5 protein-coding genes are annotated in these 4,589 nt (G+C 69.4%); 4 read left to right on the top strand and 1 reads right to left on the bottom strand.

The genetic code is table 11. The annotated features are described in order from the left end of the window. Nucleotides 1-106: 106 nt before the first annotated feature. From C1J00_RS38600 to C1J00_RS38585, 4 genes are all read left to right on the top strand, one after another. Complete coding sequence (locus C1J00_RS38600) at nucleotides 107-1,399, top strand: ABC transporter substrate-binding protein (RefSeq protein WP_102913551.1); 1,293 nt, start codon at nucleotides 107-109, stop codon at nucleotides 1,397-1,399. 1 nt (nucleotide 1,400) lies between these two features. Further along, nucleotides 1,401-2,423 (top strand): carbohydrate ABC transporter permease, encoded by a 1,023-nt coding sequence (locus C1J00_RS38595; RefSeq protein ID WP_102913550.1) that lies wholly within the window; start codon nucleotides 1,401-1,403, stop codon nucleotides 2,421-2,423. Further along, the gene (locus C1J00_RS38590; protein WP_180989852.1) at nucleotides 2,413-3,285 is read left to right on the top strand and encodes a carbohydrate ABC transporter permease; all 873 of its coding nucleotides are present in this window, start codon (nucleotides 2,413-2,415) and stop codon (nucleotides 3,283-3,285) included. Before C1J00_RS38595 ends, C1J00_RS38590 begins: the two co-directional genes overlap by 11 nt. Before the next feature lie 66 nt (nucleotides 3,286-3,351). Further along, a complete protein-coding gene (locus tag C1J00_RS38585; protein ID WP_102913549.1) occupies nucleotides 3,352-3,954 on the top strand; it encodes a TetR/AcrR family transcriptional regulator in 603 nt (200 codons plus the stop codon). Between the two features lie 30 nt (nucleotides 3,955-3,984). Here C1J00_RS38585 and C1J00_RS38580 read toward each other — a convergent pair. Then, a partial coding sequence (locus tag C1J00_RS38580; RefSeq protein WP_180989851.1) for a TerD family protein occupies nucleotides 3,985-4,589 on the bottom strand: 605 nt, incomplete at its 5' end.

The following is a 4,589-nucleotide window of genomic DNA, read 5'->3' as shown; positions in this document are numbered from 1 at the left end:
TCCCGGAAGCCTTCCCCCCATCCCCGCGAGAACGGGCCCGCGGCAGCACTGTGCCCCGGCTGCGGCACGCCCGGAAAGCGAGTGCGCGCCCATGGAACACCGAACGATGTCCCGCAGACGCTTTCTGGGGGCCTCCCTGGGCGGCGCGGGCGCCGGCCTGCTGACGCTCTCGGGATGCGGGACCGCCGAGGGATCGGCCTCCGCCGGCTCCGGCCATCTGAGCCTCTGGTACTGGAAGGGCTCGCTCAGCGACAGACTCCTCGCCACCGCCGCCCGCGGCGTCCCCGGCGTCCCGGGGCTGAAGGTGAAAGGCTCCCAGGTCCCGGACGGCGACATCGACTCCAAGGTGCGCACCAGTCTCGCCGCCCGCGCCTACGTGCCCGACCTGACGGTCGTCAACAACGACAACCTCGCCACGTTCTTCCCCGACGAGAACGAGTTCCTCGACCTGCGCACACTCGGTGCCGCATCCGTCCGCGACCGGTACCTCGACTGGAAGTGGAAGGCCTGCTTCACACCCACGGGCCGGATGATCGGCTTCCCCCTCGACGCCGGCCCCACCGCGCTCTACTACCGCCGCGACCTCTTCCGCGAGGCCGGTCTGCCCCACGAGCCGGCGGACGTCGCCGAACAGATCCCCACCTGGGAGAAGTTCATCGCCGCCGGACGGACCCTGCGACGCAGGGCATCGGGCAAGCCCTACCTCGTGAGCAACATCGGCAACGTCTTCCAGCAGGTGCTGCTGCAGAGCCCGAAGCAGTTCGTGGACGCCGACGACCGCTTCATCGGCGACCAGGAGCACATCCGGCGCGCCTGGGACCTGTCCGTGGACATCCTCCGCCAGGGCCTCAGCGCCAGGATCACCGACGGCAGACCCGACTTCAACGCGGCCATGAGCGGCGGCCGCGTCGCCACCATGACCACGGCGGTGTGGGCCATCAACAGCCTGAAGGACTCCGCGCCGAAGACCTCCGGTTCCTGGCGGCTGACCACTCTGCCGGACGGCCCCTGCAACTACGGCGGCTCCTACGTGACGCTGACCCGCTACTGCCGGGAACCGGAAGCGGCCTTCGCCTTCCTGACGTGGCTGCTCAGCCCGGAGAACCAGCTCAAGAGCTACCAGGAGATGGCCCTGTTCCCCACCACTCAGGCCTCCTACGCCGACCCGGCGATGCACAAGCCCGACCCCTTCTTCGGCGGCCAGCAGCCCATCGACGTCTTCGGCCCGGCCGCCCAGAGGGCCCCGGTCGTCTACTTCAGCCCCTACGAGGAGACCGCCAACACCCCGTTCTTCCAGGAGCTGACCAATGTCGAGACGCTCGGCAAGAACCCCGACCGGGCCTGGCGGGACGCCGTGAGCACAGCCGGAACCGCGCTGACGCGGCTGGGGGTGAGCTGACATGGCCACGGTCCTCGACTCGGCCGGTGCGCCGGCGGCCGGCGAACGGCACCCCGCCCGCCGTGACACGTCCGCCCCGCCCGGGGGACGCCGGCGGCATCTCCCGCCGCTGCTCGCCATCTCCCCGTTCTACGTGCTCTTCGCCGTCTTCGGCGCCTTCCCGGTGGTCTTCTCCATGTACCTGTCCTTCCAGGACTGGGACGGCATCGGGGAGATGCGCTTCGTCGGGCTCCGGCAGTACGGCTGGCTGCTCCAGGACTCGGTGTTCTGGCACGCGGTGCTCAACACCTTCGAGATCTGGTTCCTGTCGACCGTTCCGATGCTGTTCCTGGCGCTCGTGCTGGCGTTCCTGCTGCACTCGCAGGTGCGCTTCGCCGGTGCCTACCGGGTGGCGTACTTCATCCCCAACGTCACCTCGATGGTCGCCATGACCATCGTCTTCGGCTCGGTCTTCGCCCAGGCGGGCCTGGCCAACGCGGTGCTCAGGGCCGTCGGTCTGGACGGGATCGGCTGGCTGTCCTCCGAGTGGGGCATCAAGTCGTCCGTGTCCATCATGATCATCTGGCGGTGGGTCGGCTACAACGCCCTGATCTTCCTGGCGGGCCTCCAGGCCATCCCCACCGAGCACTTCGAGGCCGCGTGCGTCGACGGCGCGAGCAGTTGGCAGACCCTGTTCCGGGTCGTGGTGCCGCAGCTTCGTCCGGTGGTCCTGTTCGCCGCCGTCACCTCCACCATCAACGGCCTGCAGGTCTTCACCGAGTCCCAGGTGCTCTTCCAGTCGACCGACGTCGGCACCACGGGCGGCCCCGGTCAGGAAGGGATGACCATCGTGCTCTATCTCTGGCAGAAGGCCTTCAAGGAGCACCAGTTCGGCTACGGCGCCGCCATGGGCTGGCTGCTCTTCGCCATCATCGCGGTGTTCACGATCATCAACTGGCGGCTGGTCTCCGGCTCCGACCGCGACGACCGCCGGCCCGGCCTCGCCGGACTGCTGCGCCGCAAGGGGGCTCGCGATGGCCGCTGACCACAGGACGACCGGCACCGCGGGACTGGCGATCGGCTCCGGCAGCAGACTCTCCCGGATCTGTGTCCGGGCGGTGCTGCTGCTCGGCGTGCTGATCTCACTGTTCCCCTTCTACTGGCTGGTGGTGATGGCCTCCGGCACCACCCAGGACATCTACAGCTACCCGCCCAAGCTGGTGCCCGGCCCGCATCTGCTGGACAACATGGGCCGGGTTCTCGACGCGGTCGACTTCTTCGGCTCGCTGTTCAACACGGTCGTGGTGGCCGTGGTGGGCACCGCGCTCGTGCTGTTCTTCGACTCCCTGGCGGCGTTCGCCTTCGCCAAGTACGAGTTCCCGGCGAAGAAGTTCCTCTTCGGCATGCTGCTGGTCACGTACATGATCCCGGCCCAGCTGTCCCTGGTGCCGCAGTTCGTCACCATCGCCGAGTTCGGCTGGGCCGGTTCGCTGAAGGCGCTGATCATCCCCGGCGCGGCCAACGCCTTCGGCATCTTCTGGATGCGCCAGTACGCCCAGAACTCCCTGCCCGACGAACTGCTGGACGCCGGGCGCATCGACGGCGCCGGCTTCTTCCGCCTCTATGGGCAGGTCGCCCTGCCCCTCTTCCGCCCGGCCCTGGCCTTCCTCGGCATCTTCACCTTCATCGGCCTCTGGAACGACTACATCTGGCCCCTGGTCGTGATGATCGACCCGGAGAGGGTCACGCTCCAGGTGGCACTGGCGAACCTCAACGTCCTCTACAACGCGGACTACGCCCTGGTGATGGCCGGTGCGCTGATGAGCGTCATCCCGCTGATCGCGGTGTTCCTGTTCGGGGCGCGGCACTTCCTGCGGGACCTCGCGGCCGGGGCCATGAAGATGTGAGGGCGGGCGCCGAACCCGCCTCTCGGTAGGGTGCGGAGTAGGTCCCGGTCGGTGAGGAGTGGTCGCGTGGTGCAGGTCAGGCCCATGCGGGCGGACGCCCGGCGCAACTACGAGCGGTTGCTGACGGTCGCCGTGGAGGCCTTCGCGCAGCACGGGGAGGGAGCGTCGCTCGACGACATCGCCAAGCGGGCCGGGGTCGGCTCCGGCACCCTGTACCGGCACTTCCCGACCCGTCGGGCGCTGCTGGAGGCCGCGTACCTGGACCGCGTCGAGGCGATCGCGGCCCGGGCCGAAGGGCTCGCAGCCGTAATGCCGCCCGGCGAGGCGCTGGGGGAGTGGCTGTACGAACTCGGCACCGGGATGATCCGGATGCGGGGGCTGAAGGCGCTGCTGGGACCGGCCGTCACGGACTCCGGCGCCCTCGTGAACACGGCCTGCGGCGACTCGGTCAAGGCCGCGGCGGGGCGGCTGGTCCGGGCGGCGCAGGAGGAGGGCACGCTACGGCGGGACGTCGAGCCGATCGACGTGCTGCGGCTGGCGCACGGCGTGGCCACGGCGTCGGAACTGGCGGACGGGGAGGGCCGGCACATCCGGCGGTATCTGACGTTGCTGATGGAGGGGCTGGCGGCCGGGGCGCCGCTGACCGGTGAGCCGGACGCCCCCCGGTGAGGGGGCGTCCATGAAGGCCGGTCCGGTGGCTTACAGGGCCTGCGCCGCCGGCTTCACCATTCCCCTCACCGTGCGGGACTTCACGAAGTCGCCCATGGCCGTCATGTCCCACTCGCCGGAGAACTGGCGGATCAGCTTGGCCATCATCACGCCGGTCTGCGCCTCGGCGCTGGTGAGGTCGAAGCGGACCAGTTCCTCCCCGGTCGCGCCGTCCAGAAGGCGGCAGTACGCCTTGGCGACCTCCGTGAACTTCTGGCCGGAGAATGAGTTGACCGTGAAGACCAGGCCGGTGACCTCCTGGGGGAGACGGCCGAGGTCGACGGTGATGACCTCGTCGTCCCCGCCGCCCTCGCCTGTGAGGTTGTCGCCGGAGTGGCGGATCGCGCCGCCCACGATCTGGAGCTTGCCGAAGTAGCAGCTGTCGATGTGGTTGCGCTGCGGCCCGTAGGCGATGACCGAGGCGTCCAGGTCGATGTCCTTGCCCCGGTACGCCGGCTCCCAGCCGAGGCCCATCTTGACCGAGGAGAGCAGAGGACGGCCGCCCTTGATCAGGGAGACCGTCTGGTTCTTCTGGAGACTGACGCGGCCCTTGTCCAGGTTGATCTTCCCGGTGCCGGGCGCGGGCGGAGGGGGCG

The organism is Streptomyces cahuitamycinicus, assembly GCF_002891435.1.
Lineage (GTDB): Bacteria > Actinomycetota > Actinomycetes > Streptomycetales > Streptomycetaceae > Streptomyces > Streptomyces cahuitamycinicus.
Note: the sequence above shows the minus strand (reverse complement) of the source record. Positions and strands in the feature narration are given on the sequence as shown.